This is a genomic window from Citrobacter sp. Cu096 (assembly GCF_030332285.1).
Taxonomy (GTDB): domain Bacteria; phylum Pseudomonadota; class Gammaproteobacteria; order Enterobacterales; family Enterobacteriaceae; genus Citrobacter; species Citrobacter meridianamericanus.
Window position 1 is genome coordinate 280,257 of the sequence record NZ_JAOWID010000022.1, and the last position, 25,500, is coordinate 305,756.

The window sequence follows — 25,500 nt, forward strand, 5'->3', positions numbered from 1 at the left end:
TATGAATTTTCTTGCACATTTGCATCTGGCTCACCTCGCCGACAGCTCGCTTTCCGGTAATCTACTGGCGGATTTTGTCCGGGGTAATCCCCAAACGCACTATTCGCCCGACGTGGTGGAGGGCATCTTTATGCACCGTCGTATCGACGTGATGACCGATAACCTGCCACAGGTGCGTGAAGCCAAAGAGTGGTTTCGCAGCGAAACGCGCCGCGTCGCACCGATTACGCTGGACGTCATGTGGGATCATTTTCTGTCGCGCCATTGGTCGGAAATCTCCCCCGACTTCCCGCTGACGGACTTTGTACGCTATGCCCGCGCCCAGGTGACCCCTATTTTACCGGAATCGCCGCCGCGCTTTATCAATCTGAACAACTACATCTGGTCGGAGAAATGGCTCGAGCGCTATCGGAATATGGATTTTATCCAGAACGTCCTGAACGGCATGGCCAGCCGCCGCCCGCGGCTCGATGCCCTGCGCGACTCATGGTATGACCTCGATACGCACTACGATGCGTTAGAAGAACGTTTCTGGCAGTTTTATCCCCAAATGATGGGACAGGCGCGACGTAAATCCCTTTGATTATAGCCCGCATCATGCACCGGATAAGCAGCAGCCGCTATCCGGCAAAAGATTGATAGACAAAACCTGTCTCATTGATTGCCAGCGCCTCTTTGTCTTATTCCCGAACACTCTCTATACTGGCCCGCGTTGCGTTCCAAAAACCCCTTAACATTGCAGGAGAATTATATGGTACTGGTAACTCGTCAGGCTCCGGATTTCACAGCAGCTGCGGTACTGGGTAGCGGTGAGATCGTTGAAAACTTCAACTTCAAGCAGCATACCAACGGTAAAACTACCGTTCTGTTCTTCTGGCCGATGGACTTCACCTTCGTTTGCCCGTCTGAACTGATCGCATTCGACAAACGTTACGAAGAATTCCAGAAGCGCGGCGTTGAAGTTGTTGGCGTTTCCTTCGACTCTGAATTTGTACACAACGCATGGCGTAACACCCCTGTCGAAAAAGGCGGCATTGGTGAAGTGAAATACGCAATGGTTGCTGACATCAAACGCGAAATCCAGAAAGCCTACGGCATTGAGCATCCTGAAGCAGGTGTTGCTCTGCGCGGTTCTTTCCTGATCGACGCTAACGGCGTTGTTCGCCACCAGGTGGTTAACGATCTGCCGCTGGGTCGTAACATCGACGAAATGCTGCGCATGGTTGACGCGCTGCAGTTCCACGAAGAGCACGGCGACGTATGTCCGGCACAGTGGGAAAAAGGTAAAGAAGGTATGAACGCGTCTCCGGACGGCGTAGCAAAATACCTGACCGAGAACGTTTCCAGCCTGTAAATGGCATGAATCGTAAGAGGCCCGCAAATGCGGGCCTTTTTTACATCTGGTTATTAGTCTCCAGTCATCCCTTTCTCCTTATACCTCTCCGCTCATTTTGAAGTAAGTAAATGACGTCATAACCGTTTTTTTGTCCTATCTCTGGATAAACATCCTTAACGCATCAACATATTTTTCTCTAAGAATTTTCCTAACAATTTTAAGATGATATCTGAATTTTTAAGACAAAGAGCAATAAAGGAAGAGTGAACTCGCTAAATTTAACCAACATGCAATAAATATATTTAATGTCTTCACATCTGAATAATGCCGCCACACACATTGCATTTTAATTCTTATCCCATTGTTATATAAGGCATTCCTCTTTCTTTTCAAAATAGCACGCTATAAAAAACCCATGTTAATCATAGCGCTTATAAATAAGTTATAAATTTATTAACTGTGCTAATTATTCCAACAAATATTAACACTTTTTACTTATCATTCTACAAATTCAATTAAAAAAACAGATCTTATCGATCGATTTTAATCATTACACATCAATTTATCAGCAGATTAGGATTTCTCCAGGAAACCACATTGTTAACAGTGTTTTTCTTGCAGATTAGGGAGAGATATGCATGAGCAGTAAAGATAAATGCACGCGGTTTTTTATTTATTCCGCAGACTGGACGCATGCGGCTGCATTACAAAATTTAATCAGCGGTAAAAAAACTCCTGATAACTATATTTCATTGCCACAACTCACCATCAGTGAGTTGTGCGAATATACCGGACCGCCACCACATATAATCATCCTGGATGTCCCACCAGGAAGATATGTGGCATTAATCCTGGCTCTCCGTAAAAGTTTTCCTCAAGCACAAATGATTTGTACTCAGCATTATTTTCTCTACTCAGATCGTATGGTTGCTGAGTATTTTGGTGGGATATTGCTAAAGGAATATGATGCTTTAATATCTGGATATCCCAATATAGGCATTGCTGAGCATCTTACGTCACCAATATTCTCAGCTGCATATCCTCGGCTCAGAGTTTTTTGTGCAAGCGTTCCTCCGCAGGTGGTATTAGGTTCACTTGAAAGGTGGATCAGAAGAAGGTTATCAGAAGTGATACCTTCATCACGCACACGAACAATTACGCTGGATTGGTTAGCCAGAGGCATTTCACTTCGGGAAACTGCAAAACAATTGAAAAGAAGTGAAAAAGTGATGTACCACTATCGCTGGATGATGATGCAAGCTTTAGGTATACGCCATTGCAGCAGAGATTTCATTCACTCACTGACGGTAAATGCAGGACCAACAAACTGGAAAAAACCCGACAAGAAAGCCGCGCATAAATAATAGTATGTCGCGTATATAGAGCTCATTTAAATTCCAAAATAAAAAATCGCTATCAATCACGATGCGGTTTCTATTGTTTCACCCCTATTTTATAGAAGTGCCATGTGTTAGCAAATATAAGGATTTATTTATGTCGCAAAAAAGCGTTTCTTTCTCAAAAAAGATATTAGTCGTCTCTATACTACTCGCAATATCAGGTACTGCTACAGCTTCTGATGAAGGCTCTGGTATGGTGAGTGGGCTTAACTGGAGTTTGTTGGAGCCTAACTCTGGCGCCGGTGATACTGCCGTTAAAGGAATTTATGCCTGGAACTTTAGTAACACCCAGGAGGAAGCCTCTCTCGATTCCGCCAGTAATAAAGGTAATATCTATTTTAACCCTCCACATCACGACCTTCTAAGTCGAACAGTAAATGTTACTGATCTTGACCTGAGCGGATACTACATTAATTTTAGCAAAACCGATCTTGCTGGTAATCAGTCTACCCTCAATCTGACCAAGGCCACCGTTGATTTTATCGAATCAGGAGGGTCTGGCACCGACACTAATATAGCCATCAACTTAAAGGACGCTCAGCTTAACGGCGCTCAGATGGATACCAACTATGATAATGCCCTTAAAAATGGGGTGGCAAAGAACAAAAACTGGGTGGCAAATCAAAATGGTGATGGCGGATATGGTATTTATGTCGATCTCGGTGACACAGGCGATGTAATTGTCGATATTGATAACAGTCAGTTAGGCTCAGAAACCTGGAAAGCAGGTATTTTTACCGGCGGATCTGACTCCGTTAACATTACTGCTTCTGAAAGTAACATTTTCGGTTCTGTACAAGCCGGATATTCTGAAGATGTCAATATTGAACTGACAAAGCAAACAACACTCACCGGTAATATTGTCACCGGTAAGGGCACAAGTATTGTCAGTATTAATGACAACTCGAAAGTACTCGGCGACATCAACGTCAGCAAGAGCAATCAAGCCCAGGTGTCTCTGGGCGATAATGTTGCAACCAGCAATGTTAATAAAATCACCGGCAACAAAACCAATTCCACTCTTGAGTTAGGCCAAGAAGTCACTGAATTAGACGGCAGTAAATTTGTCGATTTTACGGTGTTAAACGTGCTGGGTAAAAGTACCATCCTCAATGGTCTGAATGACACAAACGTAGGGTCAGCACTCAATCTGACGGGGAATCACATCATTGCTGATGTTAATATAACGGGCAATGGCGCACTCACCGTAGCAGGTAATTCCACGCTACAGGCAGATTATATCTCTTTGAGCAGCGACGCTTCGTTAACCATCGATAATGGAACTTTGCAAACCAGCTCAGCGCAAATATTTACTGATGGTCTGGGTAGTAACGGTCTTAATACTTCTGCCACCGGCCTGAACACCACAGGCCAGCAGGTATCTTTCAACGATGGCACATTAGCGCTCTCTGATGCGCTATTTAACCTCGATTATGTAAAATCTGTTAATGGTCTGGTGGACAATGCCAAACTTATTATGCTGGGCAACGTGGTGTCTGCTGATGGTACTGGTCCTGCTGGTAGTGTAGATTTTGACACGGTTGGTGCTGTGGGTGAAAACACCGTGCTTGCCGGTGTTACTGTCGAATCAACAAAAAGCGACATCGTTATTGGTGGTGAAAAAAACAGTGAAGATCAAGACGGCAGCTCAAACAGTGTTGGCGTAAAAAACCTTGTGTTGGCTGCCAGTGAAAGCAACACCGCCAGTGTCACTGTGAAAGGCAACAAAACGCTGACCTTAACCGGTGATGTAGCTGGTAAAGACAACACCAGCCTTGTTTCCGCAGGGGAAGACGCCAGTGTCAGTGTTAATGTCAAAGAGGGTACATTGCAGTTGGGTCATGCTTCTCTGTCCGGAGCCACAGGTTCGTTGAATGCCACCGTAAACCTGGACAATGGGAATTTACAGGTCGCTGGTGGCAAATACAGCGTTTCCGGAGAAATTTTAGCAAACAAAAACAGCGCCATTACCATTGCAGACAGCGCGGCGTTACAAGCGTCTAAAATTGATATGAAAGACGCCAATATGCAGGTCAATGGTGTATTGCAAACCGCTGCACTCAACGCCGACTCAGGTACGACTATCAATGTGGGCACTACCGCAGATCAGGGCGCTGCGGGACATCTGCTCGCACAGAACGTAAGCCTGAACGGGGCATCTCTGTTCCTTGATCCGCAATGGCAAACCAATAGCACCATCAGTCAGGCTTCCAAAGCTGCGCTGCAATTTATCGATGACAAAATTGACGGCAAGCTCACTGCCGGGCAAAACGCCTTACTGGTCCTGGGTGAGGCAACGACCGAGTGGGCTGAAACACAGTTTGCCAAAACGGGTCTGCAATGGTCTGCTGACGGGATTACCGCCGCATTAGCCATTAATGCCCCGCAATTGCTGGATAAAGACCATGGTAGTCTGGTTGTGGATGGTTCACAGACCTCAGCCCCCAGCGCAAATGCCAATACGGCTACTTTTGCCGATAATTCACTGTTAATGGTGAATGGCAAAACCATTGCCGGCGGGCAGTATGCGCTCACAGCTGAAAATGGAACGCTCAACGTTAGCGACAGCGCCAGCCTTTACATTGCCGACGCCAAAGCCAGTCAGACCTATTATATTGTCGACGGTTTTAACGGTGGTTCACCAGGTCCTATCGATGATTCCACTCAAACAGGTGTATCGGAAAAGGGATGGAATGGTGAAAATTTACTGACCAACCGACTGCTATCTGCAACACGTCACTGGGATGTAGACAGCGGACAATTGCAGGTCACCACGGAGGCTAAATCCTCTGCTGACGCGTTACCTGGCGTCGCACTGACGCAAACGCTGGATACTATGATGAGCCAGGGAATCAATGACACGCAAAGTCAGTCTGCCGGCGTTCGTTTCCTGTCACGTGCGATAGATAATCCTTACGTCTCTACGCAGGATATCGTGAAAACCATTAACAGTGCAGCGCAGTTGGCTGTGGCCGGAGGTGTGCAGAACACTACCCTGTCCACAGGGTTGTCTGCCACCAAAGCGATCAACGATCGTAACTCAGTGCTTAACAGCAAACTCCAACCTGACGCAGGAGCTGAAGGTCTGAATTTCTGGGCCAGCACACTGTATGGCCACGACAGTAACAGTGGTTTTAAAACTGGCGCACTGGAAACCGGCAATAATGTTAATTACTTTGGTTTAATGATTGGCGCAGATATCACTCATCAAACCTCTCTGGGTAATTTGCGCAGCGGTTTAGCATTCCATTCCGGAACCGGTAAATCATCGTCCAAAGGAGATCTGCAATATACCAAAAATGATGTTGATTTTTGGGGTGCAACGTTTTATGAAAACTGGACAAATAATAATTTCAGCGTGACCGTTGATTTAGGATTGTCCAGGAACAGTAATGACGTTGAGCAGAATCTTCCGGCTTGGGTGGATATGGGCAGTAAGTTAAAAGCGGATATTGATTCCGAAATGCTGACTGCGGGAATTACGGGTGAATACCTGTACAACCTGTCCTCTATCGATATCGTTCCACACGCCGGTGTACGCTATGTACAACTCAAAACTGAACGTTTTGATACTACTACCCAGTCCGGAGAGAAGCTGTTTGATACCGCTGAGCAGAAGCAGAACCTCTGGCAATTCCCGGTTGGCGTGCGTTTAAGCACCACATACTCGCTTGATTCTGGCTGGGCAGTTAGCCCGCAAGCCGATCTGTCGGTCATTCCGGTTACTGGCGACACCAACGCGAAAACGCATATTCGTACCTACGGTATTAACGCATCCGATACACTGTCTTCAACGATTGTTGATGATACTTCGTTCTCAGGACAACTCGGTGTGAAGGCGCAGAAAGGAAATGTAAGTTTCGGTATCAACTACAACCTCGACGCATCTGAACACCAGACAGGTCAGGGGGCAATGGCCGTATTTAATTATAACTTCTGATGTGATTTAAAAAATACTCGCCCTCCTCAAATCGGGAGGCGAGTATTTCTTTTCAAGAATGACGTACAGGAGAAAATATTTATGTTTAGATATCACAAAGTGATGCAAGCCATTTTCTTCATACTGACACTTGCCACAATAAGTTGCACCATCACTTCGCTTTGTTTAGGCTATGGGAACTGGGCTTTTTATTATGGTATTGTTTCGGTAGGCTCGATGATAATTTATATGATTCACCGCTGATTATTAATTATTACGGATTATTTAATTTATCCCCCGCTTCTTACTTCTGTATAACACGTTTAACCGGTTAGCACTTCTACAGCCGTTGGCACGACGGCATTAGCCTGAGTCACAGACGCTTGCACCACACTGCACAGCCCCTGGGCAGGGACTGCAATGAGAGATTAAAACGCGAAACAGGAACAGCCAAGCGCGCCCCAGAAAGCCCGGTCATCCGACACCGGAATGCCTGATTGACGCGCAATATCATGCTGATGACCGTGTACGCCGCAGCTACCGCAGCACTGGTGCATCTGCACTATGGCGCCAATTTTTGCCGCACCAGGCGGCGCTGCGCGATAGTGCCCCGGCACCTTCACTACCGGCGACCAGTCCGGCACAACCGGGATGGCCGGCGGTGCAAGTGGGGTGAAGTGCCCGGCCGCATACACCACGTTGCCATCGACAATGGTCATCACTGACTCAATACCTTTGATCTCTTCTTCCGGCACGCTGAAGTAGTCTTTGGACAGCACCACCAGGTCGGCCAATTGATCTTTCTCGATGCGCCCTTTCTTACCCTGCTCGCTGGAGAACCAGGCGCTGCCAGCCGTCCACAGTTCCAGCGCCACGTCGCGCGGCAGGCGGTTGTTATCATCGTACATCGCCATTCCGCCAACAGTACGACCCGAAACCAGCCAATAGAGCGCGGTCCACGGGTTGTAGCTGGCCACGCGGGTGGCGTCAGTTCCCAGCCCGACCGGAACTTCAGCCGCCAGCATTTTTGCCACTGGCGGTGTATGTTTGACCGCATCTTTGCCATAACGATCGACAAAGTATTCCCCCTGGAATGCCATTCGGTGCTGAACCGCAATCCCGCCACCCAGCGCTTTAACGCGCTCGATATTCCGTTCAGTAATCGTTTCGGCGTGATCGAAAAACCAGTGCAGGCCATTGAACGGGATATCGCGATTTACCTTCTCAAACACGTCCAGCATACGGCTGATGGATTCATCGTAGGTGGCATGCAGGCGGAACGGCCAGCGGTGCTCCACCAGGTGACGAACCACGCGCTCCAGTTCATCTTCCATACCCTCCGGCAGATCCGGGCGCGGCTGGAGGAAGTCTTCAAAATCCGCAGCCGAGAAGACCAGCATTTCCCCTGCCCCATTGGCACGGTAAAAGTCAGTCCCCTGCCCAGGCTTGAGCATGTCGGTCCAGCGTTCAAAGTCTTCCAGCTCCTGCTTAGGACGCTGGGTAAACAGGTTGTAGGCAATACGCACCGTCATCTGCTTGTTGGCATGTAACTGTTCAATTATCTCGTAATCTTCCGGATAGTTCTGGAAGCCACCGCCCGCGTCAATGGCGCTGGTCAGTCCCAAACGGTTCAGCTCTCGCATAAACTGGCGGGTCGAGTTAACCTGCATTTCCAGCGGCAGTTTTGGTCCTTTTGCCAGCGTCGAATAGAGGATCATGGCGTTGGGTTTGGCAATCAGCATGCCGGTCGGGTTGCCGTTGCTGTCACGTACAATCTCGCCGCCCATCGGTTCCGGCGTTGCTTTGGTGTAGCCGACGGCTTTCAGCGCGGCGCGGTTCAGCAGCGCTCTGTCATAGAGATGCAGAACAAAAACCGGGGTATCCGGGGCCGCTTCATTGAGTTCTTCGAGGGTTGGCATGCGCCGTTCGGCAAACTGAAATTCACTCCAGCCGCCCACCACGCGTACCCATTGCGGCGACGGCGTTCTGTCCGCCTGCTCTTTGAGCATACGTAGCGCGTCCGCCAGTGACGGCACGCCTTCCCAACGTAATTCCAGATTGTAATTCAGACCGCCGCGAATCAGGTGCAGGTGTGAATCGTTCAGACCGGGGATCACCGTATGCCCCTGCAGATCGACAATCTGCGTCCCTTCGGTGGCAAAGCTCATGATCCGATCATGGCTACCGGTCGCCAGAATCTTACCGTTGGCGATCGCCACCGCCTCGACCTGCGGGTTTTGTCTTTCGAGCGTATGAATTTTTCCGTGAGTCAGAATCAGTGTGGCAGTTTGCGACATAACAATCTCCTGAGAAACCGGTCAGACTTTTTTCAGCCATCCGGCAAACAGACGGGTTACGATGGGCATCCAGAACCAGACCACCAACGCAACCACACAGGCATCATTGATCAGATGCAGGAGTAACGAACCCTTCAATGCAGGCAACACAATGCCGGTCAACCACGGCACCAGATTGGTGCTGGGAAAAATCACCAGCAGGGTTATCAGAAACTGTTTCCAGCGTCTCGGCTGACGTACATGGGGCGCGGGCGGAGTAAACCAGAACGCGGCTTCGGTACGAATTTCGGTTTTATCACCTTCCGCCAGCATCGGAGCAATCTCTTCTACCAGCCCACGGCGCGTATCGGACTGGGTCCAGTTATAAAGATGCTCAAGCGTGTCGAAACGAATAATGATATTCCACAGGTTGTCGCCATCCACAGGGCGAATCACATTCGCCCCGAGATGACCGGGAAACTCGGCCGCCACTGGCATAATTTTCCCCAGCCATTGCTCATATCGCTGTGCCTGCTCAGGCAGCAGGGTGTGGGTAATCACCAACGTCACATGTTTGTTCTGCGCCATGAAGGGTTCCTTGTTGAGAGGAAACAGACCGCTTAGGCCAGGAAAGCAATACACAAAATCATTCATGGTGCATCGAGGCGGCAAGGTTGTGGATCCCCGGGAGCTTACATCAGTAAGCGACCGGGGTACGCAAGCGAAGCCAACAAAGATGCAGCATGAAGGATGAAGTGTATTCAGGCTTTACGTTCCGGCGCGCCATGCACCATGGTATAGGCGTAATCCACGCCCATCCCGTAGGCACCGCTGTGCTCGCGCACCAGATCCATGACAGCGTCGTAGGTTTCTTTACGGGACCAGTCGCGCTGATACTCAAGAAGTACCTGTTGCCAGGTCACGGGTACGGCACCCGCCTGTACCATGCGGTCAATGGAACGCTCATGGGCATCCACCGACGTGCCGCCTGAAGTATCTGTTACCACATACACTTCATAGCCCGCTTCCAGCGCCATCAGCGCCGGGAAAGTCAGACACACTTCGGTCCACAGCGCGGAGATAATCAGTTTTTTACGCCCGGTCGCTTCTACGGCCTTCACAAACGCCGCATCTTCCCAGGAGTTCATCGAGGTGCGTTCAATCGGTTTCACATCAGGATGTACCGCTAATAATTCTGGCCAGATATATCCGCTAAAACTTTTTGTTTCCACAGAAGTATAAATCACTGGAACATTGAATATTTTCCCGGCTTTCGCTAATGCGACGGTATTATTTTTCAATGTCTGGCGATCGATATTCGCCACACCAAATGACATTTGCGGCTGATGATCAATAAAAATTAGCGTAGAGTTTTGTGGGTCAATCAGTTCCCGAATAGACATAGCACACCTTCTTAATCAATAAGTTAAAAGGCAACGGTCTGTTTCTGCCGTCAGCAGCAGGATCCTGAATCAGAAAGCTTGTTGAGTATAGCGGGAAATTTCTAACGAGTTATTAAAGAAAACTTACCGTCTAGTGAAACTATTCGTTCTGTGTTGCGATATATCTTAAACAATGTCAAAAAAATGCGCATGTCTCATCTAATTTATTCACTGGCATTGTTTTTCTCCATTCGGTAAAACAGAGGGGTTTAATTTTCAGGATATTTTTTGCTTATGCGCATCAATCTGGATGTATTGCTAATCCTCGACGCACTCGACAAACAGGGGTCCTTTGCTGCGGCGGCCGAATCGCTGTTTAAAACCCCTGCTGCACTCAGCTATATGATTCAGAAGCTGGAAAGCGATTTGAATATCGAATTGCTTGACCGCTCTGGGCATCGGGCAAAATTTACCGACACCGGGCAGATGATGCTGGAAAAAGGACGTTTGCTGCTGAGCGCGGCCAAAGATCTCGAAAAGCAAGCGATACAGCTAAGTTCAGGCTGGGAAAAAGAGCTGGCGATTGCGTTGGACGACTCTTTTCCTTTCACCGCGCTATTGCCCATTATCGATGAATTTCACGCGCTTAATATGCAAACCCGCCTGAGCTTTACCCACCACACGCTGGCAGGATCATGGGAGGAGCTGACCCATAATGGAGCAGATATCATTCTGGGGGCGATTAATGAACCGCCAACGTCAGCGGCCTGGTCTTACAAAATGCTCGGCACGCTGGACAATGTGTTTGTCGTTGCGCCTGATCATCCGCTGGCTGCAGCACCTGACGGTCTGACGAACGAACAGCTGTGTCTGCATCGGGCGATTGTTATCAGCGACAGCGCCCGCTTTTGTCATCCGTTACAAACCAACCTGATGGAGGAGCAGGCGCAGATCCGCGTCGATGATTTCCACAGTAAGGTGATGCTATTGCGAGCAGGCATGGGATGCGGATTTCTCCCCCGCCATATTGCCAACCCGTGGCTTGCCACGGGCGAGCTGGTGGAAAAAGCGGTCATCTCATTTCGCCAAAAAGACGTGGCCTATATGGCATGGCGTAATAACCGCGATGGGCTGGCGCAGCGCTGGTGGCGGGAAGCGCTGCTGGCAAGCCCGGAGGTGGCGCGCTTGTATCAATGACCTGACCACACCGAGGCGGAAATTGCCGGCAGCGTCAGGATATCGTCGACAAGCACGCCTGTTCCTTCTTTGAGCTGCCATTGACTGACGCTCAATAATGGCGAGGCAGGCAGGACCACTTCGCAGGCGTGACCACGGTTAATCGCCACCAATACGCGCTGGCGGTTTAGCACCCGTACAAACACCACCACGTTCTCCTCGGCGTAAATCACCTGACATCCACCGTGGCGGAGCGCCTGGCTCTGGTGACGTAATTTGGCCAGACGCTGATACAACGTCAGCAGCTCAGCGTCCTGTTTTGCAGGCTGCCACGGGAACGGTTTGCGACAAAACGGATCGTTATTTCCGTCCAGTCCCACTTCGTCGCCGTAGTAAACACAGGGTACGCCCGGCCAGGTAAACAGCCACACCACCGCCAGCGGTAAACGTGCGACGTCTTTACCGAGCAGAGACTTAAAGCGAGCGGTATCGTGGCTGTCGAGCTGGTTGAACATGCGCAATTGCTGTTGATGCGACAACCCCGCGCGGTAGTTATCCATCCACGCCATACAGGTCTGGGCGTCAATAGATTGCGGATCGTATGAGATATCGGTATTGGCGAGAAATCCCCAGATCGGAAAGGTAAAACCGCGATAGTTCATGGCGGCATCTTCCGCGTCGGCCTGCAACCACTGGCGCGCGTCGCCAAAATGCTCGCCCACTATATACGCCTCTGGCTGGGTTTCTTTCGCCGCCTGCGTAATGCCAGCCACGTGTTGTAGGTTGTTACGTGCGCCTCCTGCCTCTCCCAGCATGTGCACCACATCAAGACGCCAGCCGTCCATACTCCACGGCGCTTTCAGCCAGTGACGGACGATACTGTCTTCGCCGCGATAAATTTCATTTACCAGGCTTTCCGAAGAAAAGTCCAGCTTAGGCAAGCTGGCATATCCCAGCCAGTCGAGCGCAACGCCGTCGGCTGAGAAATGATACCAGTCGCGCCAGGGAGATTCTGGGTTATGGCACGCCCCGTCCGTTCCCCGATTATGTCGGTCAAACCAGGCGTGCGAATCGCCGCTATGGTTAAAAACACCGTCCAGAATCAGGCGCATGCCCTGCTGTTGCGTGTTGTGACGCAGGCGCAGCAGCGCCGTGTCGCCGCCAAATTGCGGATCAACATGACGGTAATCTTCGGTATCGTATTTATGCACGCTCGGCGCGGTAAACACCGGATTCAGGTACAGCGCCGTGATCCCTAACGTTTTCAGGTACGGCAGCTTTTCGCTGATACCGTCCAAATCACCGCCATAAAACGTTGAGCCACCAGCCTGAGCCGTAAGCGGTTCATCCCATTCGCGCCGCACAATATCGTGTCCGGCAGCGTGGTGATAATAGACGTTATCCTGATCAGCTTCACGCGACTGGCTGCGGGCAAAACGGTCCGGGAAAATTTGGTAAAAAATCTGGTCAGCGACCCACTGAGGACCATTATCCGGCACATCAACCGCAAATTGTTCCAGACGCGCAGGCGGAAAACGGCTGAATCCTTGTGGGGTAAACCACAGCTGACGGTCGCGCCAAAGTAATTTAAAACTATAGCGTCTTCGAGGCTGACCGCTGGAGAGATCGATCGCCGCTCGCCACGCGGTCACGCCCGACTGCGGCTGGCTACGCTGCTTGTGCATGCTCAGCGAAATCTCTTCGTTATCATTTTCTGCGCGTAGCGTCACCCGCTGGGGTGGATTTTCCCCCGCCAGCCATAACGTAATCGTCAGTTGATCTTTGTTTTGCTTAACAAATGGGGCAACCGGAAGGTGCCAGGCGTTCAACATCACGTATCCCCTTTGATGATAATGACGTCACCTTGCCATAGCGAAGTGCAGGATCACTCCTCATCTTAACGTTTATTGGGGGAGGAGCTTGGGGGAGGAGAAAATTGCCGGGTAACGACAGGCTACCCGGCAAAAATATTACTGCGCTTCAGCCAGTTGACGCTCGCGACGGCGTTTGAAAACCCACCCAGCCAGCAGCAGGACAATCCATGCAAAGCCAACGTACAGCGAAATGCGAGTATCCGGATGGTAGCCGATGAGCCCGATGATAAAGACCAGGAAAATCAGGCCAATAACGGTCGTAACCACCCCACCCGGCACTTTAAATTTCAGCGCTTTGACCTCTTCCGGCGGCAGACGACGACGGAAAGCAATTTGTGAGAGCAGGATCATAATCCACACCCAAACAGTTGCGAAAGTTGCCAGAGAGGCGATCACCAGGAAGACATTTTCCGGCATGATGTAGTTAAGATACACCGCAAACAACAGCGCAATGGTCATCACCATCACCGTGACCCACGGCACGCCACGACGCGACGTTTTGGCAAACATTTTCGGGGCGCTGCCCTGCTCCGCCATACCATGCAGCATACGACCCACACCGAAGACGTCAGAGTTGATCGCCGACAGCGATGCGGTCAGGACGACAAAGTTGAGGATCCCGGCGGCAAAAGTAATCCCCATATGCTGGAATGTCAGAACGAATGGACTACCGTCGGTACCGACCTGGTTCCACGGGTAAATCGACATAATGACGAACAGTGTCCCCACGTAAAACACGAGGATGCGCATCGGTACAGAATTGATGGCGCGCGGAATAGATTTTTCCGGGTCTTTGGCTTCACCTGCGGTAATACCGATAATCTCAATCCCGCCGTAGGCGAACATCACCATTTGTAGCGACATCACCATGCCGAGCCAGCCGTTGCTGAAGAAACCACCGTTACTCCACAGATTATGGATCCCGGTTGGCTGCCCGCCGTTGCCAATCCCCCAAATAATGATGCCGAACCCGGCGACAATCATGATGATAATGGTGGCAACTTTAAAGAACGAGAACCAGAACTCCAGCTCGCCAAACACCTTCACGCTCATCAGGTTGATGGCGCAGATAATCAGCACCACGCTGAGTACCCATATCCAATGCGGTACCGCCGGGAACCAGACGCCCATGTAAATACCAAAGGCGGTCACATCGGCAATGGCGACAATCAGGATTTCAAAACAGTAGGTCCAGCCGGTGATGTAGCCTGCCAGCGGTCCGAGGTTTTCCTGCGCATAGCGCGAGAAAGAGCTGGCAGCCGGGTTATGAACTGACATTTCGCCCAGCGCGCGCATAATAATATACGCCGCTACGCCGCCGATAATGTAGGCCAGCAACACGCTTGGCCCCGCCATTTTGATGGCATCGGCCGAGCCGTAGAACAGCCCGGTACCAATTGCTGAACCTAATGCCATAAAGCGAATGTGCCGGGTGCTCAGCCCACGCTTTAGCTTGTTATTACTTTCCATCGATTCCTAACCTGTTAACACAATAAAAAAACCACGGGGCCATGTTAATAGCCCCGTGGTTAAAACTTATTGTCAGTGATATTAGTGTGCGCTGGAGGTCACTTGTCGACCCGCCGCGCGATCCCAGATAACGGCCAGGACCACCATCACGACTGTTGGCATCAACCACGCCAGCCCCTGCTCCGCCAGCGGTAAACGCTGGGTCCAGGCTGGTAACACGTCGCCAATTGCAGAAGCTTTAATGCCATCAAGGATACCAAAAATCAGGCTGATAAACATCGCAGGTGCAATGACGCGGGAAGAATTATGCCACCAGGAGCGGGTAAAACTTAATACAACCAGTGCGATACATGGCGGATAGATGGCCGTCAGCACTGGAATAGAGATCTGAATCAGATGGCTCAGTCCCAGGTTAGACACCACCATCGAGAAGCCGCCGAGGATGAATACCAGCGTACGATAAGACAGTGGAACATACTGGGCAAAGAACTCTGCGCATGCGCAGGTCAGGCCAACCGCGGTGACCAGACAGGCGATAAAAATCAGCGCCGCCAGCAGGAAACTCCCTGCACCACCGAAGGTATGCTGAACATACGCATGCAGAATTGCCGCGCCGTTAGCAGACTGATCGACCAGAATCGCGCTATCTGAACCCAGACGGAACAGCGCGAGATACAACAGCGTTAAGCCCACGCCCGCCATCAAACCCGCCCAAACGGTGTAACGGGTCAGCAGACGCGCTTCTGTAACGCCACGCGAGCGAGCGGCGTTAACGATAACAATACCAAAGACCATCGCGCCCAGCGTATCCATGGTCAGATACCCGTTCACGAAGCCATTAGAAAACGCCGCAGTTTGATAGGCTTCCATCGCATTGCTGATCGGACCTGCTGGCCAGACGATTGCGGCGACAGACAGAACCACCAGCGCCAGAATTTTCAGCGGAGCCAGGAAATTACCCACCGTATCCAGCAGTTTGCCGGGATACAGCGAAACCAGAATCACAATCGCGAAGTAGACCACGCTGTAGATAAGCAGTGGCAGTGCGGAGTCACCGGTCAGCGGTGCAATCCCGACTTCGAAAGAGACCGTCGCGGTACGCGGGGTAGCAAATAACGGCCCAACAGCCAGATAGCAAACGGTCGCCAGCAGCAGTCCAGCGACTTTACCAATAGGCGTGCTCAGTCGGTCCACACCGCCACCGACTTTCGCCAGTGCGACAACGGTAAGCACCGGCAGACCCACGGCGGTAATCAAAAAGCCAAAAGCCGCAGTCCAGACGTGTTCACCTGCCTGCAAACCAACCATTGGGGGGAAGATAATGTTACCTGCACCAACGAACAGTGCAAATGTCATAAATCCCAAAGCGATAATATCGCGCGATTTTAACTGATGGGTCATAAAGTCTTACTGCCTGTGGATGTGGTGTTGAAAATAGTAAATTTTTGCCTTTCCCTGGGGGACAATACAGCGGCATTTTTGCTCAATTCCAGCGGGAAACACTCCCGACCTGGCGCGGCGAAGAATAGTTTTTCGATTTACCGCGTAAATGCAGTCGGTATGACAGCACCTGGAGCGCAATTTAAACGCTTATAACGTTTTAAAGCAAGGTGGGATCCAAAAACCAGAACAATATAGCGATATGAAAAATAGGGTTAGCACAAAACACCATTTCATGGAAAAAGGTATGGGTAATAGTTCGAACAAAAAACAACCAAACGTCGTAAAATTCAGGATACTTATATTGACCATATAGAAAAAGCCAGCTTACGCTGGCTTTTGGAAAGATTATCTTACGAATACGCCTTAACCGTTATTTTTGGCAATTAAACGTTCCGGGATCACGAAACTAAATCGCGTCCCTTTGCCGGGTTCGCTGTCGATATTCAAACGGCTGTCGTGATGATGCAAGGCATGCTTCACGATGGCCAGCCCGAGTCCGCTCCCGCCCGTTTGCCGCGATCGCGCCTTGTCTACGCGATAAAAACGCTCGGTCAGGCGTGGAATATGCTCGGCGGCAATGCCTGGACCGTTGTCTTCCACACAAAATTCCGCCCCCGAAGGCACATGCTGCCAGCGTACGGTAATGTGCGTTCCCGCAGGCGTATGGTTCACCGCGTTATAGACGAGATTCGAGATAGCGCTACGCAACTGCTCCTCGTTACCCCGCACATTCAGGCTGTTATCAACATCAAAAGTAAACGTATGTTTGTGCTGGCTCAGCGTTTGCGCTTCGTGCTCAACCACGCGCAGCATCATGGGCACATCGACCTTCTCATTCAATTGCAGCGCTGGCGCAGCCTCAATTTTTGACAGCGTTAGCAGTTGCTTCACTAACCCTTCCATCCGGTACGTTTGTTCACGCATGGTATGCAGCGCTTTTTCGCGCGTTGTCCCTTCTAACGGATGCTCCTGCATCATTTCCAGATAGCCTTGCAGCACCGTCAGCGGGGTACGCAGTTCATGGCTGGCATTGGCGAAAAAGTTACGTCGTGAACCTTCCAGTTGATGCATCTGGGTAACGTCGCGCGCCACCATCAGCAATTGCTTATCGGTATAGGGCATTACGCGAATTTCCAGATGCCGTCCGGTATTGAGCACCAGATTGATGGGCCGGCTAAAATCGCGCGTTTTTAAATATTGTGTGAATTCCGGGTAGCGCAGCAGGTTAAGAATATTTTGCCCGCTATCGTCCGGCCAGCGCAGTCCAAGAACCTGCTGAGCCAGTCCGTTACACCAGAAAATACCGCCTTCTTCGGTGGTTAGCACCACTGCGTCGGGTAGCGATTCCGCCCCGCTGCGAAAGCGCTTAATCAGATTACCCAGTTCACGACGGCGCTTTTTGTTGCGCAACTGCATTTGATGCAGCCCATGCAGCAGCGGTTCCCAACTGCCGCGCCCCGGCGGGGGCGTCATACTTCTGTCGACCCATAGCCACCAGGACAAACGTAATAAATTCCAGAAATGCCAGATAAGCAGGCCCGTTACCGACGCCAGTAAAAACCAGGGCAGGTAACCAAAAAAAGCACTAAGGATAAATGCCGGTATGCAGCACAGGATCAGCTCCAGTACCAACCTTTTCCATGACAATCGTTCTAGCAAACGCCTTACTCCCTAAACGGCCTAATCCTTCAGGCCCTGATTCTTGTCAGTCAGAAGCGGGTCGAAAAACGATATCCCGTTCCGCGAACCGTCTGCACCATACGATCGTGTCCGCTGTGCTCCAGCGCCTTACGTAAGCGGCGGATATGCACATCGACAGTCCGGTCTTCCACGTATACATTGGTTCCCCAGACATGATTGAGGAGTTGCTCGCGGCTGTAGACACGCTCTGGGTGAGTCATAAAGAAGTGCAACAGCTTGAATTCGGTCGGCCCCATATCCAGCGGATCATCACCAGTCATCACGCGATGCGAGGTGGGATCAAGGCTTAGCCCCTGCATCTCAATAACCTCTTCCACTGCCATCGGCGAAATACGACGCAAAACAGCTTTAATACGCGCCACCAGCTCCTTAGGAGAAAACGGTTTGGTAATATAGTCATCCGCGCCGGTTTCCAGACCACGAACGCGGTCTTCCTCTTCTCCCCTCGCCGTCAGCATCATCACCGGGATGTCCCGCGTCATCGCTTCACGCTTGAGATGTTTAATAAACTGTAGACCCGAGCCACCGGGAAGCATCCAGTCAAGCAGGACGAGGTCCGGCCAGGGTTCATTGAGTTGGTTCACAGCACTGTCATAGTCTTCGGCTTCTACGGGTTGAAAACCGTTTTGCTCGAGCACGAAGCAGACCATTTCACGAATTGGAGCTTCATCTTCTACGACCAGAATACGTCTCGCCATGATTTGCCCTGTTATTAGTTGCTTGTCATCATCAGTATCAATACGGCGTCATTATGCGTCAGATTTATGACAGATTTATGAAAAGATCATCCAGGTTTAACGCAGGCCATTGAATTATGACAGCCCGGAGACAAGATATTCTCTCCCATGCAGGGTTATAATCCCCGCCATTGTTTTATCGTCATGGAACTCTTATGCGCATCCTTCACACGTCTGACTGGCATCTGGGCCAAAATTTCTACAGCAAGAGCCGCGCCGCTGAACATCAGGCCTTTCTCGACTGGCTGCTGGAAACGGCACAATCCCATCAGGTGGATGCCATTATTGTGGCAGGCGATATTTTTGATACCGGCTCACCGCCAAGCTATGCCCGTGAGCTGTATAACCGTTTTGTCGTTAATCTGCAGCAAACCGGCTGTCATCTGGTGGTACTGGCAGGCAACCACGACTCCGTCGCCACACTCAATGAGTCCCGCGATATTCTGGCGTTTCTCAACACCACAGTCGTTGCCAGCGCCGGTCATGCGCCGCAGGTTCTGCTGCAACGTGACGGCACGCCGGGGGCGATCCTGTGCCCGGTTCCTTTCTTACGTCCGCGCGACATCATAACCAGCCAGGCGGGGCTGACCGGACAAGAGAAACAGCAGCATTTGCTGTCAGCCATCACCGACTATTACCAGCAGCAGTATCAGGACGCCTGCACGCTACGTGGTGACCAGAATCTGCCCATCATTGCGACCGGGCATTTGACCACTGTCGGCGCCAGTAAAAGTGACGCCGTCCGTGAGATTTATATCGGTACGCTGGACGCCTTCCCGGCGCAAAACTTCCCTCCGGCGGACTACATCGCGCTGGGCCATATTCACCGGGCGCAGGTTATTGGTGGCACAGAGCATATTCGCTACTGCGGCTCGCCGATTGCGCTCAGTTTTGACGAGTGCGGCAAAAACAAATGCGTGCATCTGGTGAGCTTTGATGCCGGGAAACTCAGCGCCGTTGAAAATATCACCGTACCGATCACGCAGCAACTTGCGGTACTGAAAGGCGATCTAGCCGCCATAACCGCCCAGCTTGAACAGTGGCGCAACGTACAGCAAGAGCCGCCGGTGTGGCTGGATATTGAAATTACCACCGATGACTATCTGCATGATATGCAGCGTAAAATCCAGGCCTTGACCGAAGATTTACCGGTAGAAGTGTTACTGGTGCGCCGCAGTCGGGAACAGCGCGAACGTATTATGGCCAATGAACGTCGTGAAACATTAAGCGAGCTGAGCGTGGCGGAGGTTTTTGACCGCCGCCTGGCGCTGGAAGAACTCGAAGAACCGCAGCGCGAGCGGCTTAATCAGCTGTTTAGCGCAACCGTACAGACGCTTGCGGGGGAGGCTGAAGCATGAAAATACTCAGCCTGCGCCTGAAAAATCTCAACTCCCTGAAGGGAGAATGGAAAGTCGATTTCACGGCAGAACCTTTTGCCAGCAACGGGCTGTTCGCCATCACCGGGCCCACGGGCGCGGGAAAAACCACCCTGCTGGACGCAATTTGCCTTGCGCTGTACCACGAAACGCCGCGCCTGAATACCGTGTCACAGTCGCAAAACGACCTGATGACCCGCGACACCGCAGAGTGTCTGGCCGAGGTGGAATTTGAGGTGCGAGGCGAAGCCTACCGCGCATTCTGGAGCCAGAACCGGGCGCGTAATCAGCCAGAGGGCAATCTGCAGGTTCCGCGCGTAGAGCTGGCCCGCTGCGCCGACGGAAAAATCCTCGCCGATAAAGTCAAAGACAAACTGGAGATGACCGCCGAGCTTACCGGGCTGGATTACGGCCGTTTTACCCGCTCGATGCTGCTGTCACAGGGGCAGTTTGCCGCATTTCTCAATGCCAAACCGAAAGAGCGCGCCGAACTGCTGGAAGAGCTGACCGGCACCGAGATCTACGGACAGATTTCGGCGATGGTATTTGAAAAGCACAAATCAGCGCGCACGGAGCTGGAAAAACTGCAGGCCCAGGCCAGCGGCGTGGCGCTGTTAGCGCCAGAGCAGGTACAGTCCCTGACGGAAAGTTTGCAGGCACTTACTGACGAAGAAAAACAATACCTTACCAGCCAGCAAGCCCAGCAACAGCACCTCAACTGGCTCATTCGGCAAAATGAGCTACAGGCGGATTTAAACCGTCACCAGCAGGCATTACAGGCAGTGCTTCAGGCGCAAGAAGATGCGCAGCCGCAGCTGGCGGTACTGAGCCTGGCACTGCCAGCCAGAGCGTTACGTCCGCACTGGGAGCGAATCCAGGAGCAAACGGCTACTATTGACCGCACAAGACAGAAGATTCAGGAAGTAAATGCTCGCTTACAAAGCAGCTTAGCGCTGCGCGGTCGTATTCGTCAGCAGGCGCAAACGCAGTCAGCCGCCATGCTCGCCGGACAACAAACGTTAACCGACTGGCTGAAGGAACATGAAAACTTCCGCTTATGGAGTAGCGAACTGGCAGGATGGAAAGTGCTTCTGGCCCAGCAGTCCGACGCCAGAACCCAACTGCGCCAGTGGCAGCAGCTACGGGAGAACGATACGCGCAAGCTCGATGCGCTGACGCAACCCTCGCTGACTCTTTCGCCGCAAGAGGTAGCGACGGCGCTGGCGCAGTATGCGCAGCTTCGCCCATTACGCCAGCGGTTGAGCAATCTGCACGGGCAAATTGCACCGAAGCAAAAGCAACTGGCGCAGTTACGCACCACGCTTGTGCAGCGTCAGCAAGAGCTGACGCAACGTAACGTGGTATTAGCCGAAAAACGTCAGCGCTATAAAGATAAAAATCAGCAACTTACTGATGTGAGAGTCATTTGCGAGCAAGAAGCCCGCATCAAAGATCTGGAAAGCCAACGGGCATTGTTGCAATCCGGCATGCCTTGCCCGCTTTGCGGCTCGACCGCTCATCCGGCAATTGAACGCTATCACACGCTCGAACTGAGCGTGAATCAGACGCGACGTGAAGCACTGGAAAAAGAGGTCAAGGCGCTGGCCGATGAAGGTTCAACGCTACGCGGTCAGCTCGAAGCAATAACTCAGCAGCTTCAGCGAGATGAACGCGAAGTACAGACGCTTTCTCAGGAGGAGCAAGCGCTTACTTTGGAATGGCAGACGGTCACCGCCAGCCTCAACATAACGCTGCAACCTCAGGATGATATCGTCCCATGGCTTGCCGCTCAGGAAGAACACGAGCAGCAGCTTCACCAGCTGAGCCTGCGTCATACCTTGCAGGCGCAAATCACCGCGCATACGGAACAGATTACTCAGCTCCAGCAACATATTGACCAGCGACAGGCGACGCTAACCACCGAGCTGGCACGCCATGGTCTTGTCCTGCCTGCCGAGGATGACGTCGCCTCATGGCTGAGCGAACGGGCGAACGAAGCGCAAATTTGGCAACAGCGCCAGAACGAACTGGCCGCTTTACAGACCCAAATAGCCCAGCTTGCTCCGCTGCTGGAAACACTGCCAGAAACCGAGGCGCTATCTGAAAGCACTGAGGATCTGTCGCTGGAAAACTGGCGGCAGGTGCACGACGATTGCCTCTCTTTACAGGGACAGTGGCAAACGTTGCAACAGCAGGAGGCGCAGGACGTTCAGCGCGCTGCGGAAATCCAGGCACAGTTTGATGCCGCATTGCAGGCCAGCATCTTTGCCGATCGCGACGCCTTTATTGCCGCCCTGCTGGACGAAGAGACCTTTAACCGCCTGGAGCAGTTAAAGCAATCACTGGAAGGCCAGCGACAGCAGGCGCAAACGCTGCTTAATCAGGCCCAGCAAGCGCTGGCGGCTCATCAACAGCAGCAACCAACAGAAGTGGATCTCACGCTGACGGCGCAGCATCTGCGCGACGCGCTGGCTCAGCTCACCCAGCAGTTACGGGATAACACCACGCGTCAGGGTGAAATTCGCCAGCAGCTCAAACAGGATGCAGACAACCGCCAACAGCAGCAGACGCTGATGCTGGAGATTGAAAGGGTCGCACAACAGGTCGAAGACTGGGGCTATCTGAATGCCCTGATCGGCTCAAAAGAGGGGGATAAATTCCGCAAGTTCGCCCAGGGGCTAACGCTGGATAATCTGGTCTGGCTTGCCAACAACCAGCTAACCCGTCTTCACGGCCGCTATCTGTTGCAGCGCAAGGCCAGCGAAGCGCTGGAGCTGGAAGTGGTAGATACCTGGCAGGCCGATGCGGTACGTGACACGCGTACGCTTTCAGGCGGTGAGAGCTTCCTCGTCAGTCTGGCGCTGGCGCTGGCGTTGTCCGATCTGGTCAGCCACAAAACGCGAATTGACTCCCTGTTCCTCGACGAAGGTTTCGGCACGCTGGATAGCGAAACGCTGGATACCGCTCTTGACGCGCTGGATGCACTCAACGCCACCGGCAAGACTATTGGCGTCATCAGCCACGTTGAAGCGATGAAAGAACGTATACCGGTGCAAATCAAAGTTAAAAAAATCAACGGACTGGGCTACAGCAAGCTCGACAAGATGTTTGCGGTGGAGTAATCGACCCGCGGATATGATTTCACAGGCTGGATAAGCGCCAGCGCTATCCAGCACGCTATGTAGCACAATATTGCATACTCAGGGACGGATATGAAATGGCATTCCACTTCGCTTATCCGCAAGCTATCCCGATTGGCAGCGAACGTTCGCCGCTATGGCGCAAATCCTGCGTCTTTCTTGTTGGCAGGTGGTATGAAAAAAGTCATTTTCTCTTTAGCGTTGGGAACATTTGGGCTGGGCATGGCCGAGTTTGGTATCATGGGTGTCCTCACTGAGCTGGCGCGGGACGTGGGAATTTCCATTCCTGCCGCTGGCCATATGATTTCGTTTTACGCCTTTGGCGTGGTGCTGGGCGCGCCCATTATTGCGCTCTTTTCCAATCGCTTTTCGCTCAAGCATATTTTGCTGTTTCTGGTCACACTGTGCGTAATTGGCAACGCCATCTTCACCCTCTCTTCCTCGTATTTTATGCTGGCGGTGGGCAGGCTGGTTTCCGGCTTCCCACATGGCGCATTTTTTGGCGTTGGCGCTATTATCCTGTCGAAGCTGGCTCGTCCGGGAAAAGTCACCGCCGCCGTCGCGGGCATGATTTCGGGAATGACCGTTGCTAATCTGATTGGCATTCCCGTTGGCACCTGGTTGAGTCAGGAATTTAGCTGGCGCTACACGTTTCTGCTGATCGCCGTTTTTAATATCGCGGTGATAGTCTCGGTCGCGTTTTGGGTACCCAACATCAGCGATGAAGCAAAAGGGAAACTGCGCGAGCAATTTCACTTCTTAAAAAACCCCGCCCCGTGGCTCATCTTTTCCGCCACCATGTTTGGTAACGCCGGGGTTTTCGCCTGGTTCAGCTACGTCAAACCGTACATGATGTACATCTCCGGCTTCTCCGAGGCGCTAATGACTTTCATCATGATGCTGGTGGGATTGGGAATGGTGTTGGGAAATCTGCTAAGCGGTAGGTTGTCTGGCCGCTATACGCCGCTGCGAATTGCGGTAATAACCGACTTCGTCATTGTGCTGGCTTTGCTGTTGCTCTTTGCTTTTGGTGGGATCAAAGCCGCGTCGCTGACCTTCGCTTTCATTTGCTGCGCGGGTCTGTTTGCCCTGTCGGCACCACTGCAAATTTTGCTGCTGCAAAATGCTAAAGGGGGCGAGCTAATGGGTGCTGCTGGGGGGCAAATTGCCTTTAATCTCGGCAGCGCGATTGGCGCGTACTGCGGGGGCATGATGCTGACGCTGGGATTTGCCTACAACTACGTGACGCTGCCGGCGGCACTGCTGTCGTTTTCTGCGATGTCGTCGCTGCTGCTCTATGGTCGCCTGAAGCGCGGCGTGCAACAACAAGTTGCACCCGCGACATAGAAACCGTTTATATATGCGGCCACAGCCAGGCTGCGCCGCGTACACCGCTGGAGTCACCGTGCAACGCCTTGCGTACAGGCGTTTCACACTCGCCGCCAAAAACAAATTGCTTCATCAACGTCGGAACGGTTTGATACAACCTGTCGACATTACTCATTCCGCCGCCCAGCACAATGACGTCTGGATCAAGAATATTCACTACATGCGCCAATGATTTCGCCAGGCGAAGCTCATAACGACTCAGCGCCTGCTCTGCCAGCGCATCCCGCACATTAACAAGGTTGATAATTTCACTGCCCTTGAGCGGATTACCGCTCAGACGCTGGTAATCGGTGGCAAAACCGGTCCCGGAGATGAAGGTTTCAATGCAGCCTTGCTTGCCGCAATAACAAGGTACTTCCTGCCGATAACGCAGCTCATCTTCGTCCATCCACGGCAGTGGGTTATGTCCCCACTCGCCCGCAGTACCGTTGCCGCCCGTGTGCGCCCGGCCGTTCAGCGCCACGCCTGCACCACATCCGGTGCCAATAATCACCGCAAACACGGTTTGCGCCCCTGCCGCTGCGCCATCCACCGCTTCAGAAACCGCCAGGCAGTTGGCATCATTTGCCAGCCGCACTTCGCGGTTAAGACGCGCACTTAAGTCTTTGTCAAAAGGCTGCCCGTTAAGCCAGGTCGAGTTGGCATTCTTCACTACTCTGGTGTAGGGCGATATTGAACCGGGAATGCCCATCCCTACGCTTCCCGTCTGCCCGGTGGCTTTTTCCGCCATCTCCACCAGCGCGGCGATGGTTTCTATCGTTTGCCGATAATCATCACGCGGCGTAGGCAGGCGATGGCGAAAAAGCTGTTCGCCCGCATCGCCAAGCGCGATAACTTCCGTTTTTGTACCGCCCAAATCGATACCTATACGCACTGTTTGC

The 25,500-nt window shown here is 51.9% G+C and carries 17 protein-coding genes; 8 read left to right on the forward strand and 9 right to left on the reverse strand.

Annotation, left to right across the window (positions count from 1 at the left end; translation table 11 throughout):
- The first annotated feature begins 1 nt into the window (after position 1).
- The 4 genes from acpH to OGX99_RS08080 all read left to right on the forward strand — a co-directional run bounded on the left by acpH (position 2) and on the right by OGX99_RS08080 (position 6,676).
- Positions 2-583 (forward strand): ACP phosphodiesterase, encoded by a 582-nt coding sequence (acpH, locus tag OGX99_RS08065; RefSeq protein WP_151224856.1) that lies wholly within the window; start codon positions 2-4, stop codon positions 581-583.
- Between the two features lie 168 nt (positions 584-751).
- Positions 752-1,354, forward strand: coding sequence for a peroxiredoxin C (locus tag OGX99_RS08070; protein ID WP_151224855.1), 603 nt, complete (start codon positions 752-754; stop codon positions 1,352-1,354).
- Positions 1,355-1,974: 620 nt separating this feature from the next.
- Positions 1,975-2,700, forward strand: coding sequence for a helix-turn-helix domain-containing protein (locus OGX99_RS08075; protein ID WP_210904712.1), 726 nt, complete (start codon positions 1,975-1,977; stop codon positions 2,698-2,700).
- A 73-nt stretch (positions 2,701-2,773) separates the two neighbouring features.
- Positions 2,774-6,676: an autotransporter outer membrane beta-barrel domain-containing protein gene (locus OGX99_RS08080; RefSeq protein ID WP_286543145.1), complete on the forward strand. Its 3,903-nt coding sequence runs from the start codon at positions 2,774-2,776 to the stop codon at positions 6,674-6,676.
- 407 nt (positions 6,677-7,083) lie between these two features.
- Here the strand turns inward: OGX99_RS08080 and OGX99_RS08085 are convergent, their stop codons facing one another.
- From OGX99_RS08085 to OGX99_RS08095, 3 genes are all read right to left on the reverse strand, one after another.
- Positions 7,084-8,952 (reverse strand): amidohydrolase, encoded by a 1,869-nt coding sequence (locus OGX99_RS08085; protein ID WP_210904710.1) that lies wholly within the window; start codon positions 8,950-8,952, stop codon positions 7,084-7,086.
- Positions 8,953-8,973: 21 nt separating this feature from the next.
- Positions 8,974-9,519 carry an antibiotic biosynthesis monooxygenase gene (locus tag OGX99_RS08090; protein WP_286543147.1) on the reverse strand — a complete coding sequence of 182 codons (546 nt, stop codon included), beginning with the start codon at positions 9,517-9,519 and terminating at the stop codon, positions 8,974-8,976.
- Between the two features lie 173 nt (positions 9,520-9,692).
- Positions 9,693-10,334: a hydrolase gene (locus OGX99_RS08095; RefSeq protein WP_003021513.1), complete on the reverse strand. Its 642-nt coding sequence runs from the start codon at positions 10,332-10,334 to the stop codon at positions 9,693-9,695.
- Between the two features lie 273 nt (positions 10,335-10,607).
- On the opposite strand from OGX99_RS08095, the gene OGX99_RS08100 reads away from it, so the two are divergent.
- On the forward strand, positions 10,608-11,510 hold the full coding sequence (locus tag OGX99_RS08100) for a LysR family transcriptional regulator (protein WP_151218603.1): 903 nt from the start codon (positions 10,608-10,610) through the stop codon (positions 11,508-11,510).
- On the opposite strand, the gene malZ is transcribed toward OGX99_RS08100, so the two are convergent.
- The 5 genes from malZ to phoB all read right to left on the reverse strand — a co-directional run bounded on the left by malZ (position 11,504) and on the right by phoB (position 18,675).
- Positions 11,504-13,321, reverse strand: a complete 1,818-nt coding sequence (gene malZ, locus OGX99_RS08105) for a maltodextrin glucosidase (protein WP_286543149.1) — start codon at positions 13,319-13,321, stop codon at positions 11,504-11,506. The genes OGX99_RS08100 and malZ overlap by 7 nt on opposite strands.
- 138 nt (positions 13,322-13,459) lie before the next feature.
- Positions 13,460-14,833, reverse strand: coding sequence for a proline-specific permease ProY (gene proY / locus OGX99_RS08110; protein ID WP_151218601.1), 1,374 nt, complete (start codon positions 14,831-14,833; stop codon positions 13,460-13,462).
- Positions 14,834-14,914: 81 nt separating this feature from the next.
- Complete coding sequence (gene brnQ / locus OGX99_RS08115) at positions 14,915-16,234, reverse strand: branched-chain amino acid transporter carrier protein BrnQ (RefSeq protein WP_016152017.1); 1,320 nt, start codon at positions 16,232-16,234, stop codon at positions 14,915-14,917.
- Between the two features lie 405 nt (positions 16,235-16,639).
- Complete coding sequence (gene phoR / locus OGX99_RS08120; RefSeq protein ID WP_187252930.1) at positions 16,640-17,935, reverse strand: phosphate regulon sensor histidine kinase PhoR; 1,296 nt, start codon at positions 17,933-17,935, stop codon at positions 16,640-16,642.
- A gap of 50 nt (positions 17,936-17,985) precedes the next feature.
- Entirely contained in the window at positions 17,986-18,675 is a 690-nt protein-coding gene (phoB, locus tag OGX99_RS08125; RefSeq protein ID WP_151218600.1) for a phosphate response regulator transcription factor PhoB, read from the reverse strand.
- A gap of 194 nt (positions 18,676-18,869) precedes the next feature.
- On the opposite strand from phoB, the gene sbcD reads away from it, so the two are divergent.
- The 3 genes from sbcD (at position 18,870) to araJ (ending at position 24,577) form a co-directional block, all read left to right on the forward strand.
- Positions 18,870-20,072, forward strand: coding sequence for an exonuclease subunit SbcD (sbcD, locus tag OGX99_RS08130; RefSeq protein WP_151218599.1), 1,203 nt, complete (start codon positions 18,870-18,872; stop codon positions 20,070-20,072).
- Positions 20,069-23,212 (forward strand): exonuclease subunit SbcC, encoded by a 3,144-nt coding sequence (gene sbcC, locus OGX99_RS08135; protein ID WP_286543154.1) that lies wholly within the window; start codon positions 20,069-20,071, stop codon positions 23,210-23,212. Before sbcD ends, sbcC begins: the two co-directional genes overlap by 4 nt.
- A gap of 192 nt (positions 23,213-23,404) precedes the next feature.
- Positions 23,405-24,577: an MFS transporter AraJ gene (gene araJ / locus OGX99_RS08140; RefSeq protein WP_252838136.1), complete on the forward strand. Its 1,173-nt coding sequence runs from the start codon at positions 23,405-23,407 to the stop codon at positions 24,575-24,577.
- A gap of 7 nt (positions 24,578-24,584) precedes the next feature.
- Here araJ and mak read toward each other — a convergent pair whose 3' ends face one another.
- Complete coding sequence (mak, locus tag OGX99_RS08145; RefSeq protein ID WP_151224844.1) at positions 24,585-25,493, reverse strand: fructokinase; 909 nt, start codon at positions 25,491-25,493, stop codon at positions 24,585-24,587.
- Between the last annotated feature and the right edge of the window lie 7 nt (positions 25,494-25,500).

What these genes read in the sequence shown, in the direction of transcription:
- araJ (WP_252838136.1), top strand. Translation starts at nt 23,405, where the DNA reads ATGAAAAAAGTCATTTTCTCTTTAGCGTTGGGAACATTTGGGCTGGGC.
- phoB (WP_151218600.1), bottom strand. Translation starts at nt 18,675, where the DNA reads ATGGCGAGACGTATTCTGGTCGTAGAAGATGAAGCTCCAATTCGTGAA.
- sbcD (WP_151218599.1), top strand. Translation starts at nt 18,870, where the DNA reads ATGCGCATCCTTCACACGTCTGACTGGCATCTGGGCCAAAATTTCTAC.
- OGX99_RS08100 (WP_151218603.1), top strand. Translation starts at nt 10,608, where the DNA reads ATGCGCATCAATCTGGATGTATTGCTAATCCTCGACGCACTCGACAAA.
- sbcC (WP_286543154.1), top strand. Translation starts at nt 20,069, where the DNA reads ATGAAAATACTCAGCCTGCGCCTGAAAAATCTCAACTCCCTGAAGGGA.
- OGX99_RS08095 (WP_003021513.1), bottom strand. Translation starts at nt 10,334, where the DNA reads ATGTCTATTCGGGAACTGATTGACCCACAAAACTCTACGCTAATTTTT.
- proY (WP_151218601.1), bottom strand. Translation starts at nt 14,833, where the DNA reads ATGGAAAGTAATAACAAGCTAAAGCGTGGGCTGAGCACCCGGCACATT.
- brnQ (WP_016152017.1), bottom strand. Translation starts at nt 16,234, where the DNA reads ATGACCCATCAGTTAAAATCGCGCGATATTATCGCTTTGGGATTTATG.
- malZ (WP_286543149.1), bottom strand. Translation starts at nt 13,321, where the DNA reads ATGTTGAACGCCTGGCACCTTCCGGTTGCCCCATTTGTTAAGCAAAAC.
- OGX99_RS08070 (WP_151224855.1), top strand. Translation starts at nt 752, where the DNA reads ATGGTACTGGTAACTCGTCAGGCTCCGGATTTCACAGCAGCTGCGGTA.
- OGX99_RS08075 (WP_210904712.1), top strand. Translation starts at nt 1,975, where the DNA reads ATGAGCAGTAAAGATAAATGCACGCGGTTTTTTATTTATTCCGCAGAC.
- acpH (WP_151224856.1), top strand. Translation starts at nt 2, where the DNA reads ATGAATTTTCTTGCACATTTGCATCTGGCTCACCTCGCCGACAGCTCG.
- OGX99_RS08085 (WP_210904710.1), bottom strand. Translation starts at nt 8,952, where the DNA reads ATGTCGCAAACTGCCACACTGATTCTGACTCACGGAAAAATTCATACG.
- OGX99_RS08090 (WP_286543147.1), bottom strand. Translation starts at nt 9,519, where the DNA reads ATGGCGCAGAACAAACATGTGACGTTGGTGATTACCCACACCCTGCTG.